This is a genomic window from Duganella sp. CY15W, from assembly GCF_009857555.1.
GTDB classification, from domain to species: domain Bacteria; phylum Pseudomonadota; class Gammaproteobacteria; order Burkholderiales; family Burkholderiaceae_D; genus Rugamonas; species Rugamonas sacchari.
In genome coordinates this window covers 644,390-669,045 of sequence record NZ_WWCQ01000001.1, presented here as the reverse complement: position 1 = coordinate 669,045, position 24,656 = coordinate 644,390, and the positions used below count along the sequence as shown (strand labels likewise).

The 24,656-nt window shown below is 63.3% G+C and carries 16 protein-coding genes and 1 riboswitch; of the genes, 6 read left to right on the top strand and 10 right to left on the bottom strand.

From position 1 onward, the window contains the following. The first annotated feature begins 11 nt into the window (after positions 1–11). The 4 genes from ompR to GTP58_RS03120 are packed head-to-tail and all read left to right on the top strand — an operon-like array spanning position 12 to position 4,229. A complete protein-coding gene (gene ompR / locus GTP58_RS03135) occupies positions 12–779 on the top strand; it encodes a two-component system response regulator OmpR (RefSeq protein WP_072780521.1) in 768 nt (255 codons plus the stop codon). Between the two features lie 15 nt (positions 780–794). Then, entirely contained in the window at positions 795–2,162 is a 1,368-nt protein-coding gene (locus GTP58_RS03130; protein ID WP_161076227.1) for an ATP-binding protein, read from the top strand. Continuing rightward, entirely contained in the window at positions 2,162–2,857 is a 696-nt protein-coding gene (locus tag GTP58_RS03125; RefSeq protein WP_161076226.1) for a hypothetical protein, read from the top strand. The genes GTP58_RS03130 and GTP58_RS03125 overlap by 1 nt, the downstream gene beginning before the upstream one ends. A gap of 46 nt (positions 2,858–2,903) precedes the next feature. Then, positions 2,904–4,229, top strand: a complete 1,326-nt coding sequence (locus GTP58_RS03120; RefSeq protein ID WP_161076225.1) for a kelch repeat-containing protein — start codon at positions 2,904–2,906, stop codon at positions 4,227–4,229. A 14-nt stretch (positions 4,230–4,243) separates the two neighbouring features. Here the strand turns inward: GTP58_RS03120 and GTP58_RS03115 are convergent, their stop codons facing one another. Continuing rightward, positions 4,244–4,729 carry an Imm26 family immunity protein gene (locus GTP58_RS03115; RefSeq protein WP_161076224.1) on the bottom strand — a complete coding sequence of 162 codons (486 nt, stop codon included), beginning with the start codon at positions 4,727–4,729 and terminating at the stop codon, positions 4,244–4,246. Positions 4,730–4,841: 112 nt separating this feature from the next. Continuing rightward, a riboswitch (TPP riboswitch) is annotated at positions 4,842–4,940 on the top strand. 56 nt (positions 4,941–4,996) lie between these two features. Here GTP58_RS03115 and GTP58_RS03110 point away from each other — a divergent pair. Further along, on the top strand, positions 4,997–7,144 hold the full coding sequence (locus GTP58_RS03110; RefSeq protein ID WP_161076223.1) for a TonB-dependent siderophore receptor: 2,148 nt from the start codon (positions 4,997–4,999) through the stop codon (positions 7,142–7,144). On the opposite strand, the gene GTP58_RS03105 is transcribed toward GTP58_RS03110, so the two are convergent. The 9 genes from GTP58_RS03105 to GTP58_RS03065 form a co-directional block, all read right to left on the bottom strand. Next, positions 7,141–7,656 carry an AAA family ATPase gene (locus tag GTP58_RS03105; protein WP_373924684.1) on the bottom strand — a complete coding sequence of 172 codons (516 nt, stop codon included), beginning with the start codon at positions 7,654–7,656 and terminating at the stop codon, positions 7,141–7,143. The two genes, GTP58_RS03110 and GTP58_RS03105, sit on opposite strands and share 4 nt — an antisense overlap. A gap of 2 nt (positions 7,657–7,658) precedes the next feature. Then, the gene (gene pnuC, locus GTP58_RS03100) at positions 7,659–8,303 is read right to left on the bottom strand and encodes a nicotinamide riboside transporter PnuC (protein WP_229215404.1); all 645 of its coding nucleotides are present in this window, start codon (positions 8,301–8,303) and stop codon (positions 7,659–7,661) included. Beyond that, entirely contained in the window at positions 8,300–10,435 is a 2,136-nt protein-coding gene (locus tag GTP58_RS03095) for a S46 family peptidase (protein ID WP_161076221.1), read from the bottom strand. Before GTP58_RS03095 ends, pnuC begins: the two co-directional genes overlap by 4 nt. 32 nt (positions 10,436–10,467) lie before the next feature. Beyond that, positions 10,468–12,141: a PAS domain-containing protein gene (locus GTP58_RS03090; RefSeq protein ID WP_161076220.1), complete on the bottom strand. Its 1,674-nt coding sequence runs from the start codon at positions 12,139–12,141 to the stop codon at positions 10,468–10,470. Beyond that, positions 12,138–14,708, bottom strand: coding sequence for a chemotaxis protein CheB (locus GTP58_RS03085; RefSeq protein ID WP_072780533.1), 2,571 nt, complete (start codon positions 14,706–14,708; stop codon positions 12,138–12,140). The genes GTP58_RS03090 and GTP58_RS03085 overlap by 4 nt, the downstream gene beginning before the upstream one ends. A gap of 74 nt (positions 14,709–14,782) precedes the next feature. Then, positions 14,783–16,216 carry an efflux transporter outer membrane subunit gene (locus GTP58_RS03080; protein ID WP_072780535.1) on the bottom strand — a complete coding sequence of 478 codons (1,434 nt, stop codon included), beginning with the start codon at positions 16,214–16,216 and terminating at the stop codon, positions 14,783–14,785. Then, entirely contained in the window at positions 16,213–19,476 is a 3,264-nt protein-coding gene (locus tag GTP58_RS03075) for an efflux RND transporter permease subunit (RefSeq protein WP_161076219.1), read from the bottom strand. Before GTP58_RS03075 ends, GTP58_RS03080 begins: the two co-directional genes overlap by 4 nt. Further along, entirely contained in the window at positions 19,473–22,571 is a 3,099-nt protein-coding gene (locus tag GTP58_RS03070; RefSeq protein WP_161076218.1) for an efflux RND transporter permease subunit, read from the bottom strand. Before GTP58_RS03070 ends, GTP58_RS03075 begins: the two co-directional genes overlap by 4 nt. Further along, complete coding sequence (locus GTP58_RS03065; protein ID WP_161076217.1) at positions 22,568–23,986, bottom strand: efflux RND transporter periplasmic adaptor subunit; 1,419 nt, start codon at positions 23,984–23,986, stop codon at positions 22,568–22,570. Before GTP58_RS03065 ends, GTP58_RS03070 begins: the two co-directional genes overlap by 4 nt. A gap of 230 nt (positions 23,987–24,216) precedes the next feature. Here GTP58_RS03065 and GTP58_RS03060 point away from each other — a divergent pair, with 230 nt between their 5' ends. Then, positions 24,217–24,651, top strand: a complete 435-nt coding sequence (locus GTP58_RS03060) for a Spy/CpxP family protein refolding chaperone (RefSeq protein ID WP_161076216.1) — start codon at positions 24,217–24,219, stop codon at positions 24,649–24,651. Positions 24,652–24,656: the final 5 nt, after the last annotated feature.

Genomic DNA, 24,656 nt, shown 5'->3' with positions numbered 1-24,656 from the left:
CTGGCAGCCAAATGACTAGCACAACGACTGAATCCGGCAACAACAACGCCAACGCGCAAGGCCACGCGGCCAAGATTATGGTAGTGGACGACGACGTCCGCCTGCGCGATCTGCTGCGCCGCTACCTCACCGAACAAGGCTTCAACGTCTTCACCGCCGAAAGCGCCACGGCCATGAACAAGCTGTGGCTGCGCGAGCGCTACGACCTGCTGGTACTGGACCTGATGCTGCCTGGCGAAGACGGCCTGTCGATCTGCCGCCGCCTCCGCGGCGCCGGCGACCAGACGCCGATCATCATGCTGACCGCAAAAGGCGAGGACGTGGACCGCATCGTCGGCCTGGAAATGGGCGCGGACGACTACCTGCCCAAGCCCTTCAACCCGCGCGAGCTGGTGGCCCGCATCGGCGCCGTACTGCGCCGCCGTGGTCCGGACGAAATCCCGGGCGCGCCATCGGAAACCCCGCAGACCTTCGAGTTCGGCCAGTTCGTGCTGGACCTGGGCACGCGCACGCTGAAGAAAAACGGCGAGACCGTGCCGCTGACCACCGGCGAATTCTCGGTGCTCAAAGTGTTTGCGCGCCATGCGCGCCAGCCGCTGTCGCGCGAGAAGCTCATGGAACTGGCGCGCGGCCGCGAGTACGAAGTATTCGACCGCAGCCTGGACGTGCAGATCTCGCGCCTGCGCAAACTCATCGAACCCGATCCCTCCAGCCCGCTGTACATCCAGACCGTATGGGGCCTGGGTTACGTCTTCATTCCGGAGGGCCAGCCGCGCTAAGGCGCGGGCGCGTTCATGAAGTTGCCGTCGAAGCTACCCTTTGGCCTCCGCATCGCCAGCCTCAAAAGCGGATTATTCTGGCGCACCTTCTTCCTGCTCGGGGCGCTGACCACCACCAGTATGACGGCCTGGGTCGGCATGATCAGCGTGGTGCAGCACGAGCCGCAGGTGCAGCAGATTTCCTCACAGGTGATCTCGGTGGTCACCATCACCCACGCCGCCCTCACCCACTCCGCGCCCGAACTGCGGCGCGAGCTGCTGTTCGAGCTGGTGTCGAACGAGGGCATCCGCGTATTCCCGCTCGAGGACGACGACAAGGTCGAACCGCCAGCCGATAACGCGCTGATGCCGGACATCGAAAAGCTGGTCAAGGCCAAGCTGGGTGCGGACACGCGCTTCTCGTCCAAGGTAAATGGCGTGGCCGGCTTCTGGGTCAGCTTCAATATCGACGACGACCAGTACTGGCTGATGCTCGAGCGCGAGCGCATCCGCGGCCTGACCGGCATCCAGTGGCTGGGCTGGGCCAGCGTGGTGTCGGTGGTATCGCTGCTGGGCGCCGCCTTCATTTCCAGTCTGATTAACCTGCCGCTGCGCCGCCTGACGCAGGCCACACGCGACTTCGCCCAGGGCAAGCGCCCGGCGCCGCTGCCGGAAAAAGGCCCGCTTGAAATCCTCGAAGCCAATCGCAGCTTCAACCAGATGGTGGACGACCTGCAGCAGGTGGAGTCCGACCGCGCCGTGATCCTGGCCGGCATCTCGCATGACCTGCGCACACCGCTGGCGCGCATGCAGCTGGAGGTGGAGATGGCCAATCTGTCGCAGGAAGCGCGCGAGGGCATGCAGTCGGACATCGGCCAGATGGACGCCATCATCGGCCAGTTCCTCGACTACGCCAAGCCGACCGAGGCGGCCAGCTTTATCAATGTCGATATCAGCGAACTGCTGACGGATACGGCGCACGAAGCCGCGCGCCTGCCCGATGTGCGGATCGGCACCGACATCGCGCCAGGCGCGCACGCCATGGGCAATGCCACCGACATCAAGCGCGTCATCAACAACCTGATCGAGAACGCCCGCCGCTACGGCAAAACGCCAGGCGCGGACTACACTGAAATCGACATCAAGTGCAGCGTCAAAGGCATGCATGCTGCCAAACGCGTGACCATCGAAGTCCAGGACCATGGCAGCGGCGTACCGCCGGAGCAGATCGAGCAGCTGCTCAAGCCCTTCACCCGGCTCGACGAGGCGCGCAGCCAGGCCAACGGCGCAGGTCTGGGACTGGCGATTGTCGACCGCGTCATCACGCGCCACGGCGCCGAACTGCATGTGCGCAACCGCGAAGGCGGCGGCCTGCTGATCCAGATTGTCATGAAAGGCCTGTAATGCGCCGTACCCTCGTTTGCGCCGCGCTGCTCGGCGTGGCCACCCTTGTCCATGCCGCGCACCCTGCGCCGCCAGCCGTGCAGCAGCGCGAGCCGAGCGCCGATGAGCGCAATACCTTTGACGAGTACTACCGCGAACAAGTGCCGCCACGCGTCAGCGGCGGACCATCGCTATTTGCCCCCGTCTTCGACATCCAGCGCCGGCGCGGCCAGCCATGGCAGGTGATTGCGCGCGTGGATTCATCGCCACGCCATTACACGCCGGAGCTGTGCCGCCAGGTCCGCACCAGCTACATCTATGACGCCAAGGCGCCCAAGGGACAGCGCTGGTCGCCGTCTGCAGCGGCGCCGGAATGGTATGTGTGGCTGGCGACGCCCAAGGTCATCTGCACCGCAGCGCAATACACGGTGCGCATGGACCCGGCCGTATCGAACGAGGACGCCACCGCGCTGCTGCGCCAGCATCGCGAACTGCTGCAGCGCGCGCGCCTGCTGTTTGCGGGGAATTCCGGCTGCGCGCGCCAGCGCTCGCTGACCTTCCGCTTTGCCGCAATGGAGCCGGCGCCGCCAGCCAACGGCGCTCCGGCCATGGTCGGCATGGTATTCGAGAGCGACCGTGACACGCGGGTACACGTCGCCGTCCGCAAGCATCGCGGCGAATACGCCGCGTGGAATGTCAGCTGCCCTGTTGTCTAGTTAAATAAAGTACAATCCCGGCCTTTGTTAAAAAATAAAGGCAGGCATGTTGAAGAAAAATATATCGGGCGTTGCCGCACTCGTACTCGCTGCAGGACTCAGCGCTTGCGGCGGCGGCGGTGGCGGCAGCAATGGCAGCAGTACCAACCCTGGCAATAACGGCGGCAATGGCGGCAATGGCTCGTCCACCAATGACGGTTCATGGCTGACATTCAGATCGACGCTCGACGATATCCTGGTTTTCCCCGGACAGCCTGCGCGCGCTGGCATTACGGCCCAATCCAGCAAGGTCATCAGCGAGACATTCAATGGCGCATTGACCGACAACATCGGTGTCTTCAACCCGGACGTCCGGATGGATCCAACCGGCAGCCCGCTGATCTACGTGTTTAGCCTGCAAACCCGGGCAGGCTTGCCGGCCGGCGTGCACACCGGCGCGCTGGAACTAAAGCTGTGCTACGACGCCCCCACCACCTGCGCGCGCCCAATCGCAGGTTCGCCATGGCAGCTGCCATACAAAATCACCGTGCTGGCGGAAAGCGACCTGCATTACAGCCGATGGGAAACCGCCACGCCGTCCGCGCCTTTCGTCTATGGCATGCAACTGGCCACCATCGGCTCATCGCTGGCCATGGTCTCCGTCAGCCCCTATACTCCACAGCAGATTCAGACCTGGCTATCCAGCGACAACGCCGACAGCTGGCAATTGTCGCCAGCTGCTGGCCCAACGCCGGTCACCAATGCGTATGCAACGGCTGGCGATGGCACCGCCCTGTATCTGAGCGGCGGCCGCGATAGCAACAACAACGATACCAATCACGTGTGGAAGTTTGACGGCGCGCGCTGGACGCAGCGTACGGCCGCCGGCGAATTTTTGCCCCGGGAGCAGCATCTCATGGCAAAGATGGGCAGCGACATCTACCTGATGGGCGGCGTCAATGGCAGTCAACAACTGAGCGATGTGTGGAAATCGTCGGATGACGGCAGTCACTGGAGCCGCCTGGCCACGCTGCCGGCAGCCTTGGGCCGTCCTACCTGCGCGCTGGGCTGGCGCGGTTCACTGGTCGTCATCGGCGACACCGTGGTCACCTCCAGCGATGGCAAGACCTGGACCGAGCGCCCAGTCTCCAGCAAGAGCTTCCCGTACAAGTCCAGCCAATGCGCGGTACTCAAGGACCGCCTGTATGTAACGCCAAGCGATGGCTATGGCAGACCGACCTATTCGACGGCCGATCTGCAAACCTGGCAGCCCGAGCGGGCCGACCTTGGCAGGCAATTTGCCGCGCAAGGCATGGCAGCGCTCAATGGCCGCCTGTTTATCGCCGCCGGCGTCGGCACCTCAAGCCGTGAAGTCATGCGTACAGTGCCCTGATCGGGCACTGCCGGTCATCCCTGATTGATGGGATGATCGGCGTGTTCGAGCAGCTTGGTCAGCAGCAGCTCGGTCGAACCGTAGCCGTACAGCGAGTCCGCTTCCAGTCCCGGTGTATCGTAGGGCACGGACTCTTCGCGCTCCGAGCGGCCCGGATCGCTGTCCGAATACGTCACGCGCCAGGCGCGCTTGAGCGCATCGGCACGGCGCAGGAATTGCGGCACCGGCCACATGGCCGGATCCCACACGGCGATATCGCCAAGCACGCGCCAGTGGCCGCTGGCCAGCGCCATGTCGCCGCAACGCAGCACCTTGACCGCATCCTGCGGCTGCAGGGTATTCAGCTCTTCCACCGACGGCAAGCGCGTCAGTTTGGGACCGAACAGATAGGCGAGCAGGATTTTGCTGCCAGGCGTCATGCGCGCCACCAGGCCCCAACCATAGCCGCCGTCCAGCAATGGCACAGCAAACCAGCTCCCCTCTTGATACGACTGCTTCATTCCAACCCTTTCATCAGCACCGGGCGGTGCAAGTCCGCAGTGTAGCGGCGCCGCGCAAAACACGGCGCACGGCACTGCTGCGGCGAGCCTTGATGACAACTGTGTTACACTGGCGCCTCGCTAGGGGTCCTGGAAACGCATTTCCGGGTGAGAGATACCCTTCGTACCTGATCTGGATAATGCCAGCGAAGGAAAGCGCAAAAGTGGTTCTCCCCTCCTTTGATGGCTCTCTTCGCCGGCCTCCAGCCGAACAAGTAGAGAGCAGATATGTCCACACCAAACTTTGCAGTGTCCGCCATCGCATTGGCGGTTTTACAGGCTATGTCCGGCGCCGCGCGCGCTGAAGCCGTTGACCCGGCCGCAGCCCCAGACCAAACCATGCCGGAAGTCGTCGTCAGCGGCGTCAAGGTCCGCGCCAGCTCGGCCAGCGTGGCCGGCTTCTCCAACGCGCCGCTGCTGGAAACGCCAGCGTCGGTCAGCGTGCTGAACGCGCAGCAGATGCTGGACCTGCAAATCCGTTCCACTACCGATGCCGCCAAATTCGACGCCAGCCTGAGCGACGCCTACAACGCCGTCGGCTACGCGGAACAGTTCTCCATCCGCGGCTTCAAACTGGACAACGCCTCGAGCTACCGCAAGGATGGCATGGCGATTGCCGGCGACACCCAGATCCCGTTGGAAAACAAGGAACAGCTGGAAGTGCTGAAAGGCTTGTCCGGCCTGCAGTCCGGCGTCTCCGCGCCCGGTGGCGTCATCAACTTCGTCACCAAGCGCCCGACCGATACGCCGCTGCGCACCGTGGTGCTGGAAACCCGCGAACGCGGCACGCTGTATGGCGCCGTCGATCTGGGCGGACGCTTTGAAGACAGCCGCTTCGGCTACCGCATCAACGCCGCCGCCGAACGCCTGCGCTCCTACATCAAGGGCGCCGACGGCAATCGCAAATTCATCTCGGCCGCTTTCGACTGGCGCATCTCGCCGCAAGCGCTGCTGCAAGTGGATGCCGACTACCAGCGCAAATCGCAGATCACCGCGCCGGGCTACCAGCTGCTCAACAACGCCACGCTGCCCAACGTCCCTGCTGACCAGCTGCTGAACGACCAGCCATGGACCCGTCCCGTGGAAACCACCAGCAGCAACGTCGGCATCCGCTTCGACTACAAGTTCTCGCCGGATTGGGCCGCCACCATCAGCGCCAACCAGCACAACTTCAAGCGCGACGACTACACGGCCTTCCCTTACGGCTGCGGCGCACAGGACCTGTACCCCGGCTTCTGCGGCAACGGCGACTATGACGTCTACAACTACATCAGCAAAGGCGAAAAGAAATCGCCGCTGACCGCGCAAGCGCTGCTGCAGGGCCGCTTTGCCACCGGCGCGTTGCAGCATGAACTGACCGCCGGCGCATCGTTCTTCAAGAACAGCGAAAAATGGGGCGACTACCTGTACGACTACTCGGGCACCAGCAATATCTATCGCCCGGTGGTGGTGACGCCGGCGCCAGGCGATAGCGGCCCGGTCACCGAACGCCGCAGCGACAATGAACGCGGCCTGTTCGCCCAGGACATCCTGAGCCTCAACCAGCAACTCAAGCTGCATGCGGGCGCACGCTACGCGCAGGTCAAGCGCGACGAATACGTGGGCGTCGATGCCGGCAAGGTACTGCCCTATGCCCACACCGACGTCGGCTTCTGGCTGCCAAACGTCGCGCTGGTGTACAACGTGCGTCCCAACGTGGCGACCTATGTGTCGTACGCCCAGGGCCTGGAGCACGGCGGCGTCGCGCCGATGGGCACGGCGAACCAGCGCCGCGCACTGGAGCCGGGCAAATCGAAGCAGGTGGAAGTGGGCGTGAAGGCGGACATCCGTCCGGACCTGAGCGCCAGCGTATCGCTGTTCCAGATCCGCAAAGGCCTGGAGTACACGGACGCCGCCAACACCTTCGTGCGCAATGGCGAAGCGCAGAACCGTGGCCTGGAGATGGCGCTGGCCGGCCGTGTTACGCCTGAACTGCTGGTCGGCGTATCGGCCACCGCGCTGAACACCCAGCAAAGCGGCACCGGTTCGGCTACGCTGGACGGCAAGCGCGTCACCGACGTCGCGGCCTTCAAATCATCCCTGTACGCGAAGTATGCGGTGCCGCAGGTGCGTGGCCTGGACGTGGCGGCCAACTGGGTTTACAGCAGCAAGAAAGCCTTTGACGCCGCCAACACCGTGTTCGTGCCAAGCTATCACGTGATGAACCTGAGCGCTTCGTATGCGACCCGCATCGGCGATGTGGCCACCACGCTGCGCGCCAACGTCGACAACGCCTTCGACAAGTTCTACTGGCGCGATGTGACGCCGGATCTGGGTGGTTATCTGATGCCGGGCGCCTCGCGCACCTTCCGCGTCTCGGCGCAGTTCGACCTTTAAAGCCGCGACAGCGCGTCCGCAACCTGCGCGACGCGCTGCTCGATGCTGCCACTCACCGGCACGTAGGGAATACCGCGTGCCGTCAACTCTTCGTTCAGCATGCGGTTGATGATAATGCTGACCTCTTCATTCTCGCGCATCAGGCCATCCGCTTGCCATGGGATGTCGGCGGCCGTCACCAGCGTAAGGTCGTAATCCTGCAGATGCGCGTCCGCCAGCGGCGCCAGCTGCGCATCAATCCCGCCAAAATAATGGCGGCTGTACACCGCCGTCATCAACGGCGTGGTATCGCAAAACAGATAGCGCTGCGCCGCCGGTGCGGCCATGTTCTCGCGTTCGCGCTGCACGCGGGCGATATGGATCTGGTCCGCGTCCACCGGCACACGGCCTTCAACATCGACAAACTCGCGCAGATATTCAGGCACCCACAGCGTGCCATAGCGCCCGGCCAATGCCGCGGCCAGCGTCGTCTTGCCGGACGACGCCGTACCCAGAATGGCTATGCGTAACACCGTCATTCCAGCGCCAGGCGGCGGCCACCCGTGCCAGCGTCGCCGCTCCACGCGCGCAGGCCGATAATCGCCATACCGACAAATACGCCGTACAGAATGGCCGTCAGGATCAGATGCTTGTGCAGGTACAGCGCCACATACAGGATATCGACGATGATCCAGACATGCCAGTTCTCGATCTTTTTACGCGACAGCAGCAGCTGACCGATCAGCGAACCCGCGGTCAGGAAGCCATCAGAACTGGGTACATCGGTATCAGTGTAGGTTTTGAGGAACCAGGCCAGCACGCCGAAGCCCGCCAGCCACGCAGCACCGGCGATCCAGCGGCCGCGCGCGTCCAGCGCGGTCACGGGCAGCTTCTCATGGCGGTCGTCCCCATGCAGCCATTGATACCAGCCGAAGATGGACACAGTGATGAACACCAGTTGCAAGCCCATGTCGCCATACAGCCGCGAGCCGTAGAACACCAGGCCATAGGTGGCGGACGAAATGATGGCAAATAGCCAGCCCCAGTGGCTCTGGCGTATGTTCAACCACACCGTCGCCACCGACAGCAGGAACGACAGCAGCTCCAGCGGGGTCGTGGCGAATACGGCCAGGTGCAATGGCATATTGGCGTAACTAAGCAGGAGCGTCAGTGCGTTCATTTTTTAGGGTACTTGATCGTCATCTCTTTGAGGAGATTCTCGGCGTGATCCACTTCCGCCATCACCCACAGCATATAACGAATGTCCAGATGAATGGCGCGGGTGATATCGCGGTCGAAGTACCAGTCCTTGGTGATGGACTCGTAGGTCGAATCGAAGTTCAGGCCAATCAGCTCGCCGTTCTTGTTCATGACCGCCGAACCGGAGTTGCCGCCGGTGGTGTCAGCGCTGGTCAGGAAGTCCACCGGCACGGTGCCCAGAACAGGATCCTTGAACTTGCCATAGCGCTTGGCCTTGATCGCTTCCAGCAGATTGGCCGGTGCGTCGAACGGCGCCTTGCCGGTGTTCTTCTCGACGATGCCTTCGATGGTGGTGAACGGGCCTTTGGTGATGCCGTCCTTCGGCGAGTACGGCGATACGGTGCCATAGGTCACGCGCAGCGTCGAATTCGCATCCGGGTACACTGGCTTGCCCTGCGATTTCTTCCACGCGATAACGGCCGCCATATATTGCGGGATCACGCGTTCCAGATTGCCGTCCAGTTCCTTGCGGCGCTCCTTCAGCGCTTGCGACACGCCGTCGATCTTCACCGCCAGCTTGAGGAAGGCATCATCCGACGCGGCGACCGCAGCGCCATCCTTGCCCACCCACGACAGGCGCTGGGCGGTGTCGCCCAGCTGTGATTGCGCGTACAACGCCGGCACGCTGTCAACCGATGGCAGCAAGGGATCCAGGCCGGTCATGTGCATGGATTTCGGCAGTTTGGCATAGCGCTGCAGGGCTGCGGTAAAACGCGCCTGATCCACGCTGCCCACATACGACTGCTCCAGGCGGTTCAGGCGGGCCTTGATGAAGGCCAGGTCGCGCTGCTGGTAGCCGCTTTCACGCTCCGCATCCGGCTTGGCACTTTCCTGGGCCAGACGGTACAGGGTGGTGCCGGATTTCAGCAGGTCGCTGGTGGTGGCGACGCTGTGGCCGAACTCCTCATCGCTCAGGGCGATGTCGGCGGCGATCAGCGCATCCAGTTCCGCCAGCAGGTTCTTGTTACCGCCAGACTGCTTTGCGTACCAGGCGCGGAACTCGGCGTCCTGCACATCCTTGATGGCGGCGATGTCCTTGCGCGCAAAGCCGTCCATCAGGCCGCGCGTTTTCTTCATCACATTGTTGAGGCTCTTGACCACGCTGGCGTAACGCACGGCATTGGCTTCGTTGTCCCTGGTCGACGCAGCAATCACGTCCAGGTCCGACTGGATCTCGCCAGCCTTGGCCGGATAGGCGGCATCGCGCGCGTAGCGGATTTCCGACGGCAGCTTGTAGCGGCTGGTGCGCCCAGGGTAGCCGGCCAGCAGCACCGGATCGCCATTCTTCAGGCCTTCGGCCGACACCACCAGGAAGTCCTTGGATTTGTACGGCACATTGTCCGGCGACGGATCGGCCGGGCGGCCGTCCTTGCCCACGTAAGCGCGCAGGAAGGAATAGTCGCCGACATGGCGCGGCCATTCGTAGTTATCGATATCGCCGCCAAAGTCGCCCAGCGAGTTGGCTGGCGCATAGACCAGGCGCACGTCGCGTATCATCATCTGGCGGATGCGGTAGTACTCCAGGCCACGGTGGAAGGCCGGCACCGAGCAGCGGTAGAACTTGTCGCTTTCGCATTCGGCGATCAGCGACTTGATGTTTTTCTCGACCGCTTCGTTGCGCTGCTTGCCGCTCATGGCCGGCGTGATGTCCTTCAGCACGCGGCTGGTGACGTTTTCCACCTTGTCGGTCACGTACACCAGCGTGTTCGGGCCGCCCGGCAGTTCTGCTGCGCGGGTCTTGGCCAGGAAGCCGTTGGCGATGTAATTGTGTTCAGGGGTCGAGTTGCGCTGAATGGCGCCATACGCGCAATGGTGATTGGTCACCACCAGGCCGGCGTCCGACACAAACGATGCCGAACAGCCGCCCAGCGACACGATGGCGCTCATCGGATGTTTGGACAGATCCGCCAGCTTCTCCGCCGGAATGGCGATGCCGACGCGTTTCAGTTCGGATTTCAATTGCGGCAGCTGGTACGGCTGCCATTGACCTTCGTCCGCTTGTACACTTGTGACGCACAGCAGCGCGGCTGGAATAACTAATTTTTTTAACAAGATATGGCCCCTGATTGATTACGGCGCCGATATTATAGATCGAAGCTCACCATCAGCCTACAGCCATGGCCCGTGGCCGGGGTGCCAATCTCCATTGCGCCGCCCAGTGCGGCCACGCGCTGCGACATGCCGATCAGTCCAAAGGAATCGCGCTGGCCGATGCCGGCCGGCGCCGGCTCCAGGCCGATGCCGTCATCAACGATGCTCAGCGACAGACGGCGCCCGCGCAGCGCCAATGCAATCGCCACCTTGCTGGCCTGCGCATGGCGGCGCACATTGCTCAGCGCTTCCTGCAGGCCACGGAACAGCACAATCGCCATGTCCGGCGCCACCACCAGGCTATCCGCATCGTCCGGCAGCGTCAGCGTGCACGCCAGGCCGCTACGCTTGCTGAATTCGGCCGCCTGCCACTCCAGCGCTGCCGGCAGGCCCAGGTCCAGCACCGCCGGCCGCAGTTCATTCATGATGCCGCGCACGCTGCGGATGGTGGCGTCCACATTGTCCAGCGCCGCGTTGACGCGCTGGTGCAGGCGCGCGTGGCGCTCGCTGGTCCGTGTGCCCAGCATGGAAATATCGATGCGCAGCGCCAGCAGGTTCTGTCCCAGCTCATCATGGATATCGCGTGCAATGCGCTTGCGCTCTTCTTCCTTGATGGTTTCCAGGTGTGCCGCCAGCTTGCGCAGCTGTTCGCGTGATTCGCTGAGTTCCGCGGTGCGGGCTTCCACCCGTTCATCCAGCTCGTGCGACCAGCGCAGCAGCTCCGCATCGGCCTGACGCTGCGCCGTCACGTCCGAGAACACGCCGATGTGGTAGCTGATCGCGCCATGCTCGTCGCGTATCACCGTCAGCGACATATGCGCCACGTAAAGCGTGCCGTCGCGGCGGCAATTGAAAACGTCGCCTTGCCAGCGCCCCTCGCTGCGCAACTGCTGCATAGCCTCGGCATGGTACCCAGGCGGGTGTTCCGTCTGGCGGCCCAGAAAGCGCGGATTACGGCCCAGCGCCTCCTCCACCGGATAGCCGGTGATTTCCGTGAACGCCGGGTTGACCGAGACAATCTGGTAGTCGGCGTCACACACCAGCACCCCTTCCTTGATGCTGTCCAGTACCTGCAGGGCGCGCAGACGCACCGCATCACGCACCGGCGCCGTGCCAACGTCGGTGAGGATGATGCGGCACTTGCGCGCGCCTGCCTCCAGGTTGGCTTCCATGCGTACCTGCCGCGATGGTATGCCGGCGGCGTCGGCCGGATCAAACAAGGGCACTTCCATGACACCGCGCTCGCCGCTGGCAAACAGGGCTTGCAGGAAGCGCCGCCAGCCTGCCTGCGCCTGCGGCGCCACAAACTGCTCGAAACGTTTGGCGATGAGTTCATCGCGGCCGCTGCGCAGCAATTCGCCCGCCGCCAGATTGGCGCGGGTGATGTAGCCTTCGTCGTCCACTGACAGATAGCCGGCCGGCGCCTGGTCGTACAAGTCCGTATAGCGCTCGCGCTGCTCATCGGCCAGATCGCGCTCGGTCTGCAGTTCGGCCAGCGCCTGGTTCTGCATATCCAGTTCGATCTGGGTGACCTGCAACTCATGCCACTGTTTCAGCTGGTCGCTGGGCGTATCCGCCGGCGGCTGCGGCGGCAGCGAGGCGGCGGCTCGCTCGGCGTTCTCGCGCAGCAGATGGGCGTCCAGCTCAGCGCGCGAGGGCTTGGTCATGGCCGGCTCGCATCTCTTCTATCCCGCAACAGCGGCAGCAGGCGCGCTTCCATCTGCTTGAGCTCCGTGATATTGATGAAGGTGACCACCACGCCATCAATCACATTGTCCACTGTGCGGTAAGGACGGATGCGCATGGTGTACCAGCCGCCGCTGCGGGTTTCGATCTGCTTTTCGCAAAACACCAGCGTGCGCAGTACGTGCTGGGCATCCTGCTCCAGGTCCGTGTACAGCAGATCGTTGACGATATCGCTCAACGGGCGATTGACGTCGCTGGGGATCAGCTTGTAGATCTGCGTGGTCTGGTCGGTAAAGCGGCGGATACGCAGTTCGCCATCCAGGAAGATGGTGGCCACGTCGGTGCTGTTGAGCAGATTCTTCATGTCGCCATTCACCAGCGACAGGTCATCCACCTTGGATTGCAGCTCGGCGTTGACGGTGTACAGCTCTTCATTCAGCGACTGCATCTCCTCTTTGGAGGTGGTCAGCTCTTCATTGGTGGACTGCAGTTCCTCGTTGGTCGATTGCAGTTCCTCGTTGGCCGACTTGAGTTCCTCGCGTGAGGCCTGCATCTCGTCGCGCACGGCCTGAATCTCCAGCCGCGCCTGCGCCAGCTGCTGTTCCAGTTCCAGCACGTAGGGATTGCTCGAGCGTGTACGGCGCTTCTTGGGCGGCAGCGGCGCGCTGGAAAACGTCAGCAGCACGGTGCCTGGCAACGGCCCGCTGTCCGGCATGGCCTCGGCGGTCAGGTCCAGTGCCTGCGAGGGCTTGCCCGCTTCGTCGCGCTGGATCAGGCCACGCACCGCAATCAAGCCGCTTTCCTGGGTCGAGCGCTTGAGCAGCTCCGCCATCTCATGGCGCAAGCTATCACGCGCCATGGCATGGATATTCCAGTTGGCTTTACCCGCCGCCGGTTCCAGATAGGCGCCGGTGCGTCCGTGAATGTAAAGGATGTCGCCGTGGGCGTTCAGCAGCACCGCAGCCGGCGCATGCTTCTTGAGCAGCATCTGCTCAACCTGAATTTGAAGGTTACCGTTCATGTTAAGGTTGCTTGGTTCAATCACTGTGGGCGCCACGACGCTACTGACGCGGGTCGGGAAATAATTCGCTACGCGATGGATCGATGCATCCAATCGCCGGTAAATACGGCCGGCGCCGGGCATCAGGGTGAATAATTCGTTGAAGTGCCCCGGTGTGTCGGCGCTGCCCAGCATCAGCAGGCCGCCGGTGCGCAAGGCATAATGAAACAAGGGGATCAGCCGCTCCTGCAGCTTGGCCGTAAAGTAAATCAGCAAATTGCGGCAGCACAGGATGTCCAGCTTGGTGAATGGCGGATCGGAGATCACGTTCTGGCGCGCGAAGATAATCATATTACGCACATCTTTGCGGATACGATAGCCATTTTTCTCGGCCGGCATAAAGTAACGCTGCAGCAGCTCGACCGACACATCCGCCTCGATATCGGCGCCAAACACGCCCTGGCGGGCCTGATCGACCGCATCGTCATCAAGGTCAGTCGCAAAGATCTGCAGCGTGTAGTGCGCCGTGGGCCGCAGGCGCTCCAGCACTTCGTTAAAGGCGATGGCCAGCGAATAGGCCTCCTCGCCTGTCGAGCAGGCGGCGACCCAGGCCTTGAACGCCGCACCCTCGGGATGCTCCGCGATCAGCTGCGGCAGCGCCGTATTCATGAGGTACTCCCACACCTTGGCATCGCGGAAGAAGTTGGTGACGCCGATCAGCAGCTCCTTGAACAGCAGCTCCACCTCGGCCGGATTGGCGCGCATGAACTTCACGTAGTCGGCCAGCGAGCTGCACTGGCGCAGCTTCATGCGCCGGTCAATCCGGCGCAGCACCGTGCTCAGTTTATAGTCGGAGAAGTTGGCGCCGGTCTGTTTGAGCAGCTGCTGGAACAGCTGCTGCAAGCCTTCACGCTGGATCATCGCCTGTTCCGGCAGGCCGGATTCCTGCGTCGCCCACCATTCGGCAATCCGCATGGCCATCTGCCCGGGCAGTTCCACCATATCCACGGCGCGTTTGGAAATCGCATTGGAGGGCATGGGATCGAAGCGGGCCGACGACGGCAGCTGCGCCAGCGTCAGGCCGCCGCTGTCGCGGATCGCTTTCAGGCCCGCCGAGCCATCCGCTCCCATGCCGGAAAACAGCACGCCAATCGCGACATCGCGGCTGTGCAAGGCCAGCGACTTGAAAAAACTGTCGATCGGCAGATGGTGGCCGCGCCGCGCCGCAACCGCTTGCAATGTGAAATGATAGTGTTCGATGCCTATGTCGTGACCAGGCGGGATGACGTAGACATGATTGGCTTGCACCGCCATGCCGTCCTCGATCTCGCACACCCTCATGCTGGTCATGCGCTGCAGCAGCTCTGGCAGCATGCCTTTATGCAGCGGGTCCAGGTGCTGCACGACCACATAGGCAAACCGGCTGTCAGCTGGCACGCTGACGAGAAACTCGCAAATAGGATCGAGCCCGCCGGCCGATGCACCGATACCTACGATGGGCAGTAGCGTCTCAGCGGCGGGAACGGCGGTAGCGCTTGTTTTGTTCATCGAGGCGTGTTTTTATGTACATCTTGCCAGATGATTATACAGCAAGGCTACGCCGTTAAAGGGGCTGTTTCGGCTTAGTTGCCTGCCGCATGCCAGCCACCGCCGAGCGACTGGATCAGCGCGATGGCCGTGGTCTGGCGGTCGGCCTGCGACTGCACCAGCGCGCGGCGCGCGGTCAGCGCGGTATTCTGCGCGGTGACCACATCGCTGTAGCTGACCTGGCCGGCGCGATAACGGTTCAGCATCTGCACCTCGACCTGGTCCGCCGCTTCGGATGCCGCCTTGCGCAAGTCCTGCTGCTGCGCCAGTGTGCGGGTGGCTGCCAGCTGGTTCTCGACATCAGCAAACGCCGCGAGCACCGTCTGGCGGTAACTCGCAATCGCCTGGTCGCGCGCCGCTTCGGCGCCGCTGACGCGGGCTTTGGTGGCGCCGGCGTCAAACAAGGTCTGTGCAGCCGTCAGCCCCAGCGACCACAGATTATTCGAGGCGTTGAACAGGCCACCGGTGGATGCCGCGCCATAGCCAAAGGAACCGGTCAGGTTCAGGCTCGGGAAGTAGGCGCTGCGCGCAATGCCGATCTGCTCATTGGCCGCCGCCACCCGGCGTTCGGCGGCAGCGATATCCGGACGGCGCTGCAGCAGCGTCGATGGCACGCCGGCCGGCACATCCGGCACCACGACTGTCCACGACGCCGGCGCCAGCGTGAAGTCGCTGGCGGCCTTGCCCAGCAAAACGGCAATCGCATGTTCCAGGTTGGCGCGCTGGCGCACCAGCGTGATCTGGTCAATGCGCGCGCTGGCCAGCTGCGTTTGCGCCTGCAGCAGATCGGACTTGGCAGCGATGCCGGCGTCAAAGCGGTTCTGGGTAATTTGCAGCACGCGCTCATAACCTTCCACCGTGGCGTCAAGCAGCGCCTTTTCGGCGTCGGCCTGGCGCAGCGAGAAGTAGTTGGTGGCCAGTTCGCCCTGTGCCGACAGGCGTGCCGCCGCCAGCTCGGCCGCGCTCACCTGCAAACTGGCGTTGGCGCTGCCGACGCCGGCGCGCAGCTTGCCCCACACATCCGGCTCCCAGCTGGCGCCGATATTGGCGCGGTACTGGTTACCCGTCTTGGTGTCGCCGCCACCGCCGGTGCGCGTCGCGCTGCCGTTCAGGTCTACGCTGGGGAACAGCGTGGCGCGCTGCTGCGCCACCAGCGCCCTCGCCTGCGCATAGGCCGCCACGGCGGCAGCCACGTTCTGGTTATTGACCTCGATACTCTCGGTCATCTGGTTCAGCTGCTGGTCACCGAACAGCTGCCACCACGGGCCGCGCTCCAGCATATCGGCCGGTGCGGCGGCGGTCCAGCCGGCGGCCGCCTTGTCCGCATCGGTGGCGGTTTCCTTGAAAGCCGCTGGCTGCGGCGTCTCCGGCACCTTGTAGCTTGGCGTAACCGAGCACGCGGACAGCAACGCAGCCGCCACGGCCAGCGCAATCAATGAATAACGGGGAGTTGGTGCGTATTTGCTCATGATGTAATCGGCGATTCGCCGCTATGGATGCGGCTCAGTTGTTGTTCGGACGGGCTGCGGCGGCGCAGCTTGTCCATCAGGATGTAGACCACGGGTGTCGTCAGCAGCGTCAGGCACTGGCTGGCAATCAGGCCACCGATGATGGCGACGCCCAGCGGCTGGCGCAGTTCCGAGCCTTCGCCGAAACCGATCGCCAGCGGCAAGGCGCCCAGCGCTGCAGCCACCGTGGTCATGAGGATAGGACGGAAGCGCAGCAGGCAAGCCTCGCGCACCGCTTCCATCGGCGACAGGCCACGGGCACGCTCGGCTTCCAGCGCAAAGTCGATAATCAGGATGGCGTTCTTCTTGACGATACCAATCAGCAGGAAGATGCCGATCAGCGCAATCGTCGAGAACTCCATCTTGAACACCAGCAGCGCCAGCACCGCGCCCACACCCGCCGACGGCAAGGTGGTCAGCACCGTGACCGGGTGCACCAGGCTCTCGTACAGGATGCCCAGCACAATATAGATCACCACAATCGCCGCGAGGATCAGCAGCGGCAAGGACTTGTTGCTGTCCTGCGCCGCCTTGGCCGAACCCTGGAAGCTGCCGCGCACATTGTTCGGCATGGCGATGTCCGCTTCCGCCGCCTTGATCTGCTCTGCGGCGTCGGACAGGCTGTAGCCTTCGGCCAGGTTGAACGCGATGGTGGTGGCCAGTTCGCCGTCCTGATGGTTGATCGAGGTGGCGGCCGAGCTTTCGGCAAACGACGCCAGTGTGGTCAGCGGCACCATCTTGGTCGCCGTCGTGCTCAGCGCCGAACCGGACGACGCATCTTTCACCGCCGGCGCCGCAACGTTGGCCGCAGTGGCATTGCCGGTCGCCGACGTCGTGGTCGCAACCGGCGCACCGGTCGGATTGGAAGCCGACGGCGACGGCAGTCCCTTGGACGGCACATATACATCGTTCAGCGCCTCCGGCGACTTGGCGTACCAGCGCGGCACTTCCATGATGACGTGATACTGATTGAGCTCACTGTAAATGGTCGCCACCTGGCGCTGGCCGAAGCTGTTGTACAGCGCATTGTCGATATCGCGCGTGGAGACGCCGACCCGCGCCGCGCTTTGCTTATCGATGGTGACAAAGGTCTCGACACCGTTATCCGCCTGGTCGGAGTCCACATCAGTCAGGCCTTTTTGCGCCTTCATCGCTTCCGCCAGACGCGCCGCCCATTTTTTCAGGTCGGCCTGATTGTCCGATTTCAGCGTGTACTGGAAGTTGGCGTTGGCCGAGCGTCCACCCGAGCGCAGATCCTGCACTGGACTCAGGAACAGGCTCACACCCGTCACCCTGGCCAGCTTGGGCCGCAGGCGCGCAATCACCGCCTGCCCTGCCGCCTTGCGCTCGCTGGCCGGTTTCAGATTGATGAACATGAAACCACCGCCCGCGCGGCGGCCGCCGGTAAAGCCCACCACCGTGGCGACATCGGGATCATCCTTGATGATGTTGACCAGCTGGCGCAGCTTGCCCTGCATGGCCTGGAAAGAGATGCTCTGGTCAGCGCGGATGCCACCGCTGATCTGGCCCGTATCCTGCTGCGGGAAGCCGCCTTTGGGAATCGCCGCAAACAGATAGACATTCAGGCCGATCACAAACAAGAGGCTGAGCATCACCAGCCAGACGCTGTGCAGCGCCCAGTCCAGGCTATGCTCGTAGCCCTTGAGAATAGCGTCGAAACCGCGTTCAAAGAAACGTGCGACGCGGCCCGGCGGCTTGGCCTCATGGCCGCCGGGCGTCAGCAGCCAGGCGCACATCATGGGGGTGGTGGTCAGCGAGATCACCAGCGAAATCATCACCGCAGCCGACAGCGTGACGGCAAATTCCTTGAACAGCGCACCGAACTGGCCGCCCATGAACAGCAGCGGAATGAATACGGCAATCAGCGAAAGGCTGATCGACAGCACGGTGAAGCCCACCTCGCGCGCGCCCAGCAGCGCCGCCTTGAAGCGGTCCATGCCGGCCTCGATATGGCGCGTGGTATTTTCCAGCACCACGATGGCGTCATCGACCACAAAGCCGGTGGCCACGGTCAGCGCCATCAGCGACAGGTTATTCAGGCTGAAACCCAGCAGATACATGACGCCGAAGGTACCCAGCAGCGACACCACCGTGGCCACCGTCGGCACAATCGTCGCCCGCACATTGCGCAGGAAGACGCTCACCACCAGCACCACCAGCAGGATGGAGATGATGAGCGTGACCTCAATTTCGTGCAGCGACGAGCGGATCGAGTTGGTGCTGTCGCTGGCCACCTCGATCTTCACATCCGGCGGCAGCTGCGCCTGCAGGGTCGGCAGCTGCGCGCGCACGCTGTCCACGGTTTCAATCACGTTGGCGCCAGCCTGGGAGCGCAGCAGCACGATAATCGCCGGCTGGCCATTGAACAGGCCAAGGTTATTCTGGTCTTCGACGCCATCCACCACTTCCGCCACGTCCTGCAGGCGGATTGCCGTGCCGTTGCGCCAGCCGACGACCAGATTGCGGTAATCGGAAGCACTGCGGCCGCCAATCGCGTTGGCCGCCTCGGAATAGATCTGCAAGCGGCGGCCATTGCCCTGGATCGCACCGCGTGGACGGTTGGCGTTCGTGGCCTGCAGGGCCGCGCGCACGTCTTCCATCGACAAGCCCTGTCGGTTCAGCGCATAGGGATTGAGCTCCACCCGCACCGCAGGCAGCGAGCTGCCGCCCAGCTCCACGTCGCCCACGCCCGTCACCTGCGACAGGCGTTGCAGCACGATGTTGGAGACCGAATCAAAGATCTGGCCCGGCGTACGCGTCTTGGAGGTCAGCGCCAGAATGATGATGGGCGCACCGGAAGTATTCGCCTTGCGGTAGGTTGGATTGCTGCGCAGCGACGCCGGCAAGTCCACACGGCTGGCATTGATCGCCGCCTGCACCTCGCGCGCCACCGCATCCACGTTGCGGTTCAAGTCGAATTGCAAGGTGACGTTGGACGTGCTGGTGCTGGACTGCGAGGTCATTTCGTTGACCCCGGCAATGGTGCCCAGATGCCGCTCCAGCGGCGTTGACACGCTGGTCGCCATGGTGGACGGGCTGGCGCCCGGCAGCGTGGCGTTCACCGAAATGATGGGGAAATCCACCTGCGGCAGCGGCGCCACCGGCAGCACGAAGAACGCACCGATGCCGGCCAGCGCCACGCCTATCGTCAGCAGGACGGTAGCGATCGGGCGCTTGACGAATGGCGAGGACAGATTCACAGCGCACCACCTTCGGCATGGGTTGCTGGCTTGCGGCGGAAGCGGCTGGCCAGGCTGTCAAAGCCCAGGTAGATCACCGGCGTGGTGAACAGCGTCAGCATCTGGCTGACGATCAGGCCACCGAAGATGGCCAGTCCCAGTGGACGGCGCAGCTCCGCGCCCTCGCCCCAGCCGAACATCAGCGGCACGGCGGCAAACAGCGCGGCCAACGTCGTCATCAGGATGGGACGGAAGCGCAGCAGCGCGGCCTGGTGAATGGCATCACGCGGCGCCTTGCCTTCATCGCGCTCCGCCTCGATCGCGAAGTCGATCATCATGATGGCGTTTTTCTTCACAATGCCGATCAGCAGAATGATGCCGATGATGCCGATAACGCCCAGATCCTGGCCAGTCACCAGCAGCGCCAGCAAGGCGCCGACACCAGCCGACGGCAGCGTCGACAGAATGGTCAGCGGATGGATATAGCTTTCGTACAGCACGCCGAGCACGATGTACACGCAGATCACGGCGGCCAGGATCAGCCACAGTTGGTTCGACAGCGAATTCTGATACGCGCCGGACGCACCGAGGAAGGTCATGGTCACCGAAGCCGGGAACTTGATCTCGGTCGCGGCCTGGCGGATGCTTTCCACGGCCGTCCCCAGCGAGACGCCGGAGGCGGTGTCAAAGCCCAGCGTGGTGGCCGGATACTGCGCCACGTGGGTGATCTGCAGCGGCGCCGCGCGTTCGCTCACGGTGGCCACCGCCGACAGCGGCGTCGCCTTGCCGGAGCCGGTGCGCAGCTGCAGGTTGGCCAGGTCGGCCGGCGTGGTGATATCGTCGCGGCGCGCTTCCAGAATCACGCGGTACTGGTTGGTCTCTGTGAAAATGGTCGAGACGATACGCTGGCCAAACGCGCTATACAGCGCATCATCGATGGAGGCGGCGGTGACGGACAGGCGCGACGCCGTATCCCGGTCAACGGTAACGTAGGCCGCATTGGCGCTGGCGCCGACGTCGGACACCACGTTGCGCAACTCATGTTTGGTACGCATCTGCACCGCCAGCCTGGTGGCCCATTCGTTGACGGTGGCGTTGTCGGCGCCTTCAATCGACACGCGGAACTGGGTCGGGCCGGTTTCAGCATCGATGGTCAGATCCTGCGTCGGTTGCAGGTACAGCGTCAGACCAGGGATCTCGGCAATCCGGGCGCGCAGACGGTCCATGGTTTCCTGCTGGCTGCCGATGCGCTTGTGCTTCAGATTAATCAGCATGCTGCCGGTGTGCAGCATGGTGTTGTTGGCTGCATCCACGCCCACCACGGAACTGAGATTGTTCACGTCAGGATCGTCAAGAATCGCCTTGGCAGCCTGCTGCTGCAGGGCGGCCATCTTGTCATACGAGACCGCCTTGCCGGTTTCCAGGCGCGCTTGCAGCTGCCCTGTGTCCTGCGTCGGGAACAGGCCTTTGGGAATCACCACATACAGCAGCACCGTGAGCAGCAGCGTCCCCAGCGCCACCAGCAGCGTCAGGCCGCTGTGATCGATGACCCAGGTCAGCGATTTGTCGTAATGGCCAATCACCCAGTCAAAGAACTGCTGGAAGCGTTGCGCGAAGCGGGATGGTTTTTCCTCGGCGTGATTCTTGAGCCAGCGCGCCGACATCATCGGCACCAGTGTCAGCGACACCACGGCGGAAATCAGGATGGTGATGGCCAGCGAAATCGCAAACTCGCGGAACAGGCGCCCCACCACATCGCCCATGAACAGCAGCGGAATCAGCACCGCAATCAGCGACACCGTCAGCGAGATGATGGTAAAGCCGATCTGCTTGGCGCCCTTGAGCGCAGCGGCCATCGGCGTTTCGCCCTCTTCGATGTAGCGCGAGATATTTTCGATCATGACAATGGCGTCATCGACCACGAAACCGGTGGCGATGGTCAGCGCCATCAACGACAGGTTGTTGAGGCTATAGCCCAGCAAATACATCACACCGCAGGTGCCGATCAGCGAAATCGGCACCGACAGGCTGGCAATCACGGTCGCGCGCAGGCTATGCAGGAAGGCGAAGATCACCAGCACCACCAGCACCACCGCCAGCACCAGCTCTGTCTCCACGTGTTCGACGGAGGCTCGGATACCGGTGGTACGGTCGCTCAGCACTTCTACATGCATGGCGCCGGGCAGGCCCGCCTGCAGCTCCGGCAGACGCGCCTTGATGGCGTCCACCGTGGCGATGACGTTGGCGCCCGGCTGGCGCTGCACATTGAGGATGATGGCTTGCTTGGTGCCGGACCACGCGCCCAGCTCCACGTTCTCGGCGCTGTCCACCACCTGCGCGACATCGGTCAGGCGCACCGGTGCGCCGTTCTTGTAGGCCAGGATCAGCTCCTGATAGTCCTTGGCCGTAACCAGCTGGTCGTTGGCGTTGATGCTGTAGGCGCGCGTCGGACCGTCAAAGCTGCCCTTGGCGCCATTGGCATTGGCCGCCGTGATGGCGGTGCGCAGCGTATCGAGGCCGAGGCCATACGACGCCAGCGCATTGGTGTCCGCCTGGATGCGGACCGCAGGCCGCTGGCCACCGCTCAGCGTCACCAGGCCCACGCCGGAGACCTGGCTGATTTTCAGCGCCAGGCGCGTGTTGACGATGTTCTGCACTTCGGTCAGCGGCATCGTATCCGACGTAATCGCCAGCGTCAGCACCGGCGCATCGGCCGGGTTGACTTTGGCGTAGACCGGCGGCGCCGGCAAATCGGTCGGCAGCAGCGAAGCGCCGGCATTGATCGCGGCCTGCACTTCCTGCTCGGCCACGTCCAGCGACTGGCCCAGGCTGAATTGCAGGGTAATGATGGAAACGCCGGCAGCGCTGGTGGAGCTCATGCGCTGCAGGCCGGCCATCTGGCCGAACTGGCGCTCCAGCGGCGCCGTCACGGTCTGGCCCATCACTTCCGGACTACCGCCCGGATACAGCGTCTGTACCTGGATGGTCGGGAAGTCCACCTGCGGCAAGGCCGACAGCGGCAGGAACCTGAAGCCCACAATACCCGCCAGGATGATCGCCAGCATCAGCAGCGAAGTCGCTACCGGACGCTGGATGAATGGTGCGGATGGACTCATTGTTGTGCTGCGCCTTCCTTGTTGCGGCGGCGATGCTCGCCGGATGGGGCTTCGCCGGCCGGTGCGGAAGCTGCGGCGGCGCTGGCGCCATCCGCGGCAGCGGCGCCGTCACGCTTGCCTTTCCAGCCGCCGTGTTCACCCTTGCCGCCCTTACCCTGGCCGCCCTGGCCGCCGCCCTGACCTGGCAGCGTCACTTTCGCGCCTTCCTTGAGTCGGTCCGCGCCTTCGGTGATGACCTGTTCGCCCAGTTGCAGGCCTTCGGTGATCTGGATTTTGTCCACGGTCGCCGCGCCGCGTTTGACCGCACGCACGGTCACGGTCTTGTCGGCCTTGAGCACATACACGAAATCGCCGTTGGTACCGTGGCGCAGCGCGGTCACCGGCACCATGATGGCATCCTTGATGGTGCGCAGCTCCAGGCGCACGTTCACAAACTGGCTGGGGAACAGCGCCATCTTGTTGTTGGCGAAGCGCGCTTTGGCTTTCACGGTACCGGTCTGCGTATCGATCTGGTTATCCATTGCATAGAACTTGCCGCTGTCCAGCGTATTGGTGCGCGTGCGGTCCAGCGCCAGCGACGGCAGGCTCGCGCCTTCGTTCACGCGCTGCGCCACTGCGGGTACGCTATCCTGCGGAATCGAGAACTCCACATCAATCGGCGACAGCTGGGTGATGGTGGCAATGCCATTGGCATCGCTGGAGCCGACCAGGTTGCCGATATCAACCGCGCGCAAGCCCACGCGGCCGGAGATCGGCGCCACCACCTTGGTGTAGCCCAGATTCAGCTTGGCCGTGCCTTCGGCCGCCTTGTCGGTCATGACCGTGCCCTCGAGCTGCTTCACCAGCGCGGCCTGGGTGTCCACGTCCTGGCGCGCGATCGAGTCCTGGCCCAGCAGCGTGCGGTAACGGTTCAGCGTCAGCCTGGCGTTTTCCAGCTGTGCTTCATCGCGCTGGCGTTGGCCGGTCGCTTGCATCAGCGACATCTCGAACTGGCGCGGATCGATCTGCGCCAGCACCTGCCCCGCCTTCACCATCTGGCCTTCCTTGAACAGGACGTTTTGCAGGATGCCCGATACCTGCGGACGCACCGTGGTGGTGGCAGCTGCCGTGACCGTGCCCAGCGCTTCCAGCGTCACGGGAATATCAGCCTTTTCCGCAGCCGCGACGCCGACCGTGGTCGCTGGTGCGCGCCGTCCACCGCCAGCGCCGCCCGGACCGCCGGGACCACCTGGGCCGCCGGGGCCAGGACCTCCCTGGCCTTGCGCACCGGCGGCATTGCCAGCCGGCTGATGGGTCAAGTGCCATGCCAGTCCGCCCAGGCCCGCCATGGCGGCAACGGCAATCACACTGCCCAGCAATTTGCGGCTGCGTTTAGGAGGGTTGGCATTCAAATTCGGCTTGGCTTGCGAATCCATCTTTTTCCTTTTTGTAGACGTGCGTACCCATGGCAAACACGCCACGGCATCAATGCGAGGACTCTAGCATAAGTGCCTGTCAGCGACGGTCATGGGTTACAAACTCGCTACAAAACAAGGACTTCAGCATCAATCGTTAAACTGCCTTTACATATCTTTACCGGCGCGACATGGCAACTAAACGTATGGTCCGCATACTGGCTTCACTGTCACTCAACCAGGAGATTGTCATGAGTATCTTCAACCGTCAGACCGTTGCCGCATTTGTGCTGGGTTCCGCACTGGCTGTGGGCGTGGGCGCCTACGCCGTCGAGCGCCATGAAGGCGGGCCGCACGCGCATATCGGCCGACTGTACGCCGAAGTGCAAGCCACTGACGCACAAAAAGCCAAGATCGATCCACTGCTCAAGGCCGCCATGGCCGATCTCAAGCCACTGCACGAACAGCTGCGCGACTTGCATAAAAAACTACTCGAACAGGCAAGCGCGCCCACCATCGACCGCGCCGCCATGGAAGCCACGCGCCAGCAAGGCCTGGCGCTGGCCGACAAGGCGTCCAGCCGCGTGCTCCAGCTGGTGGCCGACGTCGGTGATAATCTGACGCCGGAACAGCGCAAGAAACTGGCCGAACACCTGAGCCATGGACGCCGCTTCCGAGGCATGTAAGAATT

What these genes read in the sequence shown, in the direction of transcription:
- GTP58_RS03070 (WP_161076218.1), bottom strand. Translation starts at nt 22,571, where the DNA reads ATGAGTCCATCCGCACCATTCATCCAGCGTCCGGTAGCGACTTCGCTG.
- GTP58_RS03125 (WP_161076226.1), top strand. Translation starts at nt 2,162, where the DNA reads ATGCGCCGTACCCTCGTTTGCGCCGCGCTGCTCGGCGTGGCCACCCTT.
- pnuC (WP_229215404.1), bottom strand. Translation starts at nt 8,303, where the DNA reads ATGAACGCACTGACGCTCCTGCTTAGTTACGCCAATATGCCATTGCAC.
- GTP58_RS03060 (WP_161076216.1), top strand. Translation starts at nt 24,217, where the DNA reads ATGAGTATCTTCAACCGTCAGACCGTTGCCGCATTTGTGCTGGGTTCC.
- GTP58_RS03090 (WP_161076220.1), bottom strand. Translation starts at nt 12,141, where the DNA reads ATGACCAAGCCCTCGCGCGCTGAGCTGGACGCCCATCTGCTGCGCGAG.
- GTP58_RS03130 (WP_161076227.1), top strand. Translation starts at nt 795, where the DNA reads ATGAAGTTGCCGTCGAAGCTACCCTTTGGCCTCCGCATCGCCAGCCTC.
- GTP58_RS03120 (WP_161076225.1), top strand. Translation starts at nt 2,904, where the DNA reads ATGTTGAAGAAAAATATATCGGGCGTTGCCGCACTCGTACTCGCTGCA.
- ompR (WP_072780521.1), top strand. Translation starts at nt 12, where the DNA reads ATGACTAGCACAACGACTGAATCCGGCAACAACAACGCCAACGCGCAA.
- GTP58_RS03085 (WP_072780533.1), bottom strand. Translation starts at nt 14,708, where the DNA reads ATGAACAAAACAAGCGCTACCGCCGTTCCCGCCGCTGAGACGCTACTG.
- GTP58_RS03115 (WP_161076224.1), bottom strand. Translation starts at nt 4,729, where the DNA reads ATGAAGCAGTCGTATCAAGAGGGGAGCTGGTTTGCTGTGCCATTGCTG.
- GTP58_RS03065 (WP_161076217.1), bottom strand. Translation starts at nt 23,986, where the DNA reads ATGGATTCGCAAGCCAAGCCGAATTTGAATGCCAACCCTCCTAAACGC.
- GTP58_RS03110 (WP_161076223.1), top strand. Translation starts at nt 4,997, where the DNA reads ATGTCCACACCAAACTTTGCAGTGTCCGCCATCGCATTGGCGGTTTTA.
- GTP58_RS03080 (WP_072780535.1), bottom strand. Translation starts at nt 16,216, where the DNA reads ATGAGCAAATACGCACCAACTCCCCGTTATTCATTGATTGCGCTGGCC.